Below are 5,788 nucleotides of genomic sequence, written 5' to 3' on the forward strand. Positions count from 1 at the left end.
ATCCAAAGCTCGCGGAGTTGATGCGCCGGGCTGAGGATGACGCGTTGGCCTACAAGAGCTTTCCCCGCGAGCATTGGGTCAAGATCCACAGCACAAACCCACTTGAACGCCTCAACAAGGAGATTAAGCGCCGGACCAACGTTGTCGGCATCTTTCCAAACGAGGCCGCAGTCACACGACTGGTCGGAGCCCTGATGCTGGAGCAAAATGATGAGTGGGCGATCACGCGGCGCTACATGACACTGGAAACCGTCGCCGCCATTTGCGACACTACCCCCATGGACCCGGCGACAATCGCCGTCCTGTAACTGCGGCCAAGCCATGGCCGAAGAACAAAGTTACACCATTCCTTGGGACACTATCGTAGTTTGAACCAATTTTTGGACGCCTAGGCCGCGCGATGTTGCTTTAAAAATGTTTCGCAATACGGCCTATTTCCTTGCTAAAAGGCGGGGCTTTTGCCGGTTTGGTTGGGAAGCGTATTTCTTTTTAATCAATCATTTGACAGTGTTCAGCGCTCATTTATGCCGAAGATGTCTGCGCGCCACCGATCTCTGCCGCTAATCGAGAGGTGGTCTGGGTGAAAGTCTGGGACTCGGGTTCCGATTTGGTCCCAGACGTTCCCTATTCTTCCCTTGTCTACTCTTGAGCGGGATTTGTTTATAAGGTCGAAAGAGGCGTAAAACCCCTTGTTTATATGGCCTGATTTTCTTGATTGTGTGGAGCGGGTAACGAGAATCGAACTCGTAACTAAAGCTTGGGAAGCTGCCGTGATACCTTTTCACCATACCCGCGCGCTGCGGTTGAGATAATCGGCGCGCCGGGGAAGGTCAAGTCAGGGTTTCGTCGCGGTGACGAAATTGATTTCGGCGGGCAGGCGCAGGGGGCTATTTTGCGCGTAGGGCCGCAGGGCATCGGCAATGGTCTGCCGCAACTCGGCGACTTGGTCGGGGTTGGCGTCAAAATGGGTGATCGCGCCGCCGGCCGGGCCAATGTCACACATCTGCCGGGCAAGGTCATCGACCGTGCCTGCGGGGGTGAGGTCAAGTTGGGTCACTTTACATGCGATATCGGCAAAGCCCGCTGCGGCGAGGATGGAGACAACACGTTCGGGGTCACGAAAGGCAAAAGGGCCGGGCGCGTCGGGGTCGCCTTTGGGCATGGCACCGATGGTGGCACGGGCCGCGCGGGCGGGCAGGGTAAAGAAAGGATTTTCGGAGATCTGCCCCCAAGTGGCAAAGCTAAGCCTTGCACCGGGGCTGAGTTGCGCGGCCATCCGCGTAAAACTCAGCACCGGATCCGCAAAGAACATCACCCCAAAGCGCGAGATCAGCCGGTCGTAGGCGGGCTCAAGTTCAAGCTCGGTTGCATCGCCATGGTGAAAGGCCACTTGGGGCAGGGCGGCGGAACGCTGCCGCGCGAGGTCTAGAAGCGGGGCAGAGACATCGACGCCCAGCACCGCGCCCTCATCGCCCACCGCATTGGCCGCCGCAAGACAGCCAGCACCCGCCCCACAGCCGATATCCAGCACGCGCAGCTTCGGCGTCAGTTCGGCGCGGGCCAGCACGCCGTCAAGCACCGGCTGCATGAGGATATCCAGCTCCGCCTGCCGCGCGGCCCATTTCCGGCCCGCCGCCGCGCTCCAGAATTCAGCCTGATCGTTGTTGTCGGGCGTGCTCATCACGTGGCCTTTCTTCTGCGGCGGCGTCCGCCGCGCTCGCCTGCGGCACCGCCTGTGCCGCCGCCGCCGGTATTAAAGGTCACGTCCGGCAGGGCAACGAGGCTGTTGAGAATGGGGAAGGGTTCCACTGCGTTTGGAATGGCAGAGGCATTAACGAAATGCTCTTGAAAGCGTGGTTCGACGGCGGTCTCGATCTTGTGAATGGCGCGCACGGTCGCCTCAATCTCCGCCCGCGCATCGGTGTTGAGCAGGGCAATCCGCGCGCCGGTGCCTGCGGCATTGCCCGCGCTGGTGACTTTTTCGAGTGGGGCGTCGGGGATCATGCCCAGCACCATCGCGTGTTTGGGGCTGATATGGGCGCCAAAGGCCCCGGCCAGCACCACCCGGTCGACTTTGTCGACGCCGAATTTGTCCATCAACAGACGGGCCCCCGAGTAGAGCGCCGCCTTGGCCATTTGGATTTCGCGGATGTCGCGGTTGGTCACCGTGATCTTTGGGCCGCCCTTTTCGGTGCCGTCGTAGACCAGATAGCTGTTGGTGCGCCCATCGGCGAAAACCGACGCCGAGCCGGTCTGCTCTGCGCTGCCGATCAGGCCGGGCGCGTCGACGATGCCGTGAATGCGCATCTCTGCGACCATCTCGATGATGCCAGAGCCGCAGATGCCGGTGATCCCGGTGCTGGCCACGGCGTCCTCAAAGCCTTCCTCATCGGACCAGAGGTCACAGCCGATCACTTTGAACCGCGCCACTTTGGTTTCGGGGTCAATCTCGACCCGCTCAATCGCGCCGGGGGCCGCGCGCTGTCCCGAGCTGATCTGCGCACCTTCAAACGCAGGGCCGGTGGGAGAGGAACAGGCCAGCACCTTTTCCTTGTTGCCCAGCAGGATTTCCGCATTGGTGCCCACATCGACCACCAGCATCAAATCATCCGATTTTTCCGGCGCCTCTGACAGGGCAACGGCGGCGGCATCTGCGCCCACATGGCCCGCAATACAAGGCAGCAGATAGACGCGGGCGGAGGGGTGGATGTTCAAATCCAAGTCTTCGGCCCGCAGGCGCAGCGCGCCAGAAGTCGCCAGCGCAAAGGGCGCTTGGCCCAACTCAAAGGGGTCAATGCCCAGCAGCAGGTGGTGCATCACAGGGTTGCAGACAAAAACTGCATCGACGATCAGATTTGGCTCTATAGCGCCTTCTTCGGCGATCTGGGCAAATAGCGTGCTCATCCCCTCGCGTACCGCGCGGGTCATCTCCTGCGCGCCGTCGGGGTTCATCATCGAATAGCTGACGCGGCTCATCAGGTCTTCGCCAAAGCGGATCTGCGGGTTCATGACCCCCGATGAGGCCATGACCTCTCCGGTTTGCAAATCACACAGATGCGCCGCGATGGTGGTAGAGCCAAGATCGACCGCCAGCCCGTAGACCGTTCCTTCGTAGTATCCCGGCCAGATGTTCATGATCCGGGCCGCGTTCTCTTGATCGCCCAGATGCACAGCGACGGTCACCTTCCACGCGCCCTTGCGCAGGACCGGCTGCATCATTTGCAGTATGTGCAAATCGGCGGTGACTTTCTCCAGTTCCCACTGTTCGGCCAGCGCGGTGCGCAGGCGCTCCAGATCGCCCGAGGGTTCGTGCATGTCGGGCTCTGTCACCTCGACGTAGAACAGTTTTACCGATGGGTTCAGCACGATCTCCCGCGCCTCGGCGCGTTTGCGCACGACCTGTTTGTGCACTTGGCTCTCTGGCGGCACGTCAATCACCACGTCGCCCTGCACCGTGGCCTGACAGCCCAGACGGCGGCCCTCTTTCAGGCCGCGCTTTTCGTCATAGCGTTCCTCGACCGCGTTCCAGTCGCTCAGCGCGTCAGGTGCGACGGTAACGCCATGTTTGGAAAACTGCCCGTAGCCGGGCGAGACCTGACATTTCGAACAGATGCCGCGCCCACCACAGACCGAGTCCAAGTCAACGCCCAACTGCCGTGCAGCGGTCAGCACCGGTGTGCCTTTGGGAAAGCGCCCTCTCTTGCCAGAGGGCGTGAAAATCACGAGGGGATCACTGCTCATCGGGGCCGTCCTTTGTTTCTTTGCGCCACCATAGCGTTCCGCGCGGCGGGGGAAAGATGCGGGGCGGCAATTCGTGCCGCGCCTACGTCATTCCATGTTCATGCCTTACGCGGGGGAATAGGCCTTTCCAATCCCTGCCATCCGTGAAATAGGAAACCGCCAAATGAACCCATCCAGACCCGAGGTGTTAAATGGAGATTCGTGAGGCCCTGACCTTTGATGACGTACTGCTGGTTCCCGCGGCGTCTTCTGTGTTGCCATCTACCGCAGATACAAGAACCCGCGTCACGCAGAGCATCGCGCTCAATATCCCGCTGCTCAGCTCGGCCATGGATACGGTGACCGAAAGCCGTATGGCGATTGCGCTGGCGCAGGCCGGGGGCATGGGGGTGGTGCACCGCAACCTCACGATCGAAGAGCAGGCCCGCGAAGTGCGCCGGGTCAAACGCTTTGAATCCGGCATCGTCTACAACCCGATCACCCTGCGCCCCGACCAGACGTTGGCGGATGCCAAGGCGCTGCAAGAACGCTACCGCGTGACGGGTTTCCCGGTGGTGGATGAAAATGGCCGCGTGCTGGGCATCGTGACCAACCGTGACATGCGTTTCGCCTCTGACGACCGCACGCCGGTGTCGGTGATGATGACCTCCGAGCGGCTGGCGATCTTGCAAGAGCCTGCCGACCGGGACGAGGCGATCAGCCTGATGAAATCCCGCCGGATCGAGAAACTGTTGGTCACCGATGCCAGCGGCGTGCTCACCGGGCTTTTGACCCTGCGCGACACCGAACAGGCCGTGCTGAACCCAACCGCTTGCAAAGACGATCTGGGCCGGCTGCGCGTGGCTGCGGCGACCACCGTGGGCGACGCGGGTTTCGAGCGTTCTGAGGCGCTGGTCGATGCGGGCGTCGATATGATCGTGATCGACACGGCACATGGCCATTCCGAAGGCGTGGCCCATGCGGTGACCCGTGCCAAAAAGCACTTCGGCGATGTGCAGGTCGTCGCGGGCAACGTCGCCACCGGTGCCGCCACCCGCGCATTGATCGACGCGGGCGCGGATGCTGTGAAAGTGGGCATCGGCCCCGGCTCCATCTGCACCACGCGGATGGTCGCGGGCGTGGGCGTGCCGCAATTGACCGCCATTATGGATTGCGTGGCCGCCGCCGGTGACGTGCCGATCATCGCCGACGGTGGCATCAAGTTCTCCGGCGATTTCGCCAAGGCGATTGCCGCTGGTGCCTCTTGCGCCATGGTCGGAAGCATGATCGCAGGCACCGACGAAAGCCCCGGTGAAGTCGTTCTGTATCAAGGGCGTAGCTTCAAAAGCTACCGTGGGATGGGCAGCATGGGCGCCATGGCGCGCGGCTCGGCGGACCGGTATTTCCAAAAAGATGCCGCCTCTGACAAACTGGTGCCCGAGGGCATCGAAGGTCAGGTGCCCTACAAGGGCAGCGCGGGCAATGTGCTCCACCAGCTTGTGGGCGGTTTGCGCGCGGCGATGGGCTATACCGGATGCGCCACGGTCGGTGAGATGCGCCGCAACTGTAGCTTTGTGAAGATCACCGGCGCGGGGCTGAAGGAAAGCCATGTGCATGACGTGCAGATCACCCGCGAAAGCCCGAACTACCGTATCGGTTAACCTATAAAAGCAACGGCTTAAAAGCCATTTTTTACCTAAGGAAGATGCCATGACCCCGGGCGCGCGCCTATCGGCTGCGATAGAAGTTTTGGATGCGATCGCCGGGGGGCTGGCCGCCGAACAGGCGCTGACCCGTTGGGCGCGGCAAAGCCGTTTTGCAGGCTCCAAAGACCGGGCCGCCGTGCGGGATCATGTCTTTGACGTGCTGCGCCAGAAACGGACGGCGGCCCATTACGGCGGCGGGGATACGGGCCGTGCCCTGATGATCGGTGTGCTGCACGGGCAAGGGGCTGATCTTGAGGCGCTGTTCACGGGCGAGGGGCACGCGCCCACGCCGTTGAGCGACGCGGAACGTGCTTTCCCACAGCCGCCCGAAGACCGCGCCACAAGGTTGAATCTGCCCGATT

The 5,788-nt window shown here is 61.7% G+C and carries 4 protein-coding genes, 1 tRNA gene and 1 pseudogene; 3 read left to right on the forward strand and 3 right to left on the reverse strand.

Going from position 1 to position 5,788, the window contains the following annotated elements; all coding sequences use genetic code 11:
* Nucleotides 1-308 (forward strand): transposase (locus A3722_RS02515; protein WP_201721949.1); only part of this gene is annotated, 308 nt, incomplete at its 5' end.
* A gap of 412 nt (nt 309-720) precedes the next feature.
* On the opposite strand, the gene A3722_RS02520 is transcribed toward A3722_RS02515, so the two are convergent.
* The 3 genes from A3722_RS02520 to A3722_RS02530 form a co-directional block, all read right to left on the reverse strand.
* Nucleotides 721-794: transfer RNA gene (locus A3722_RS02520), tRNA-Gly, on the reverse strand.
* 41 nt (nt 795-835) lie between these two features.
* Nucleotides 836-1,681 carry a class I SAM-dependent methyltransferase gene (locus A3722_RS02525; RefSeq protein ID WP_067627776.1) on the reverse strand — a complete coding sequence of 282 codons (846 nt, stop codon included), beginning with the start codon at nt 1,679-1,681 and terminating at the stop codon, nt 836-838.
* Nucleotides 1,681-3,741, reverse strand: a complete 2,061-nt coding sequence (locus A3722_RS02530) for an ASKHA domain-containing protein (RefSeq protein ID WP_067627773.1) — start codon at nt 3,739-3,741, stop codon at nt 1,681-1,683. Before A3722_RS02530 ends, A3722_RS02525 begins: the two co-directional genes overlap by 1 nt.
* Nucleotides 3,742-3,932: 191 nt before the next feature.
* On the opposite strand from A3722_RS02530, the gene guaB reads away from it, so the two are divergent.
* Both guaB and A3722_RS02540 read left to right on the forward strand, forming a co-directional pair.
* Complete coding sequence (gene guaB, locus A3722_RS02535) at nt 3,933-5,381, forward strand: IMP dehydrogenase (RefSeq protein WP_067627770.1); 1,449 nt, start codon at nt 3,933-3,935, stop codon at nt 5,379-5,381.
* Nucleotides 5,382-5,430: 49 nt separating this feature from the next.
* Nucleotides 5,431-5,788: pseudogene (locus A3722_RS02540) on the forward strand (RsmB/NOP family class I SAM-dependent RNA methyltransferase); the annotation flags it as partial.

The sequence above is a fragment of the Sulfitobacter sp. HI0027 genome (genome assembly GCF_001634775.1).
In the GTDB taxonomy this organism is placed as follows: domain Bacteria; phylum Pseudomonadota; class Alphaproteobacteria; order Rhodobacterales; family Rhodobacteraceae; genus Sulfitobacter.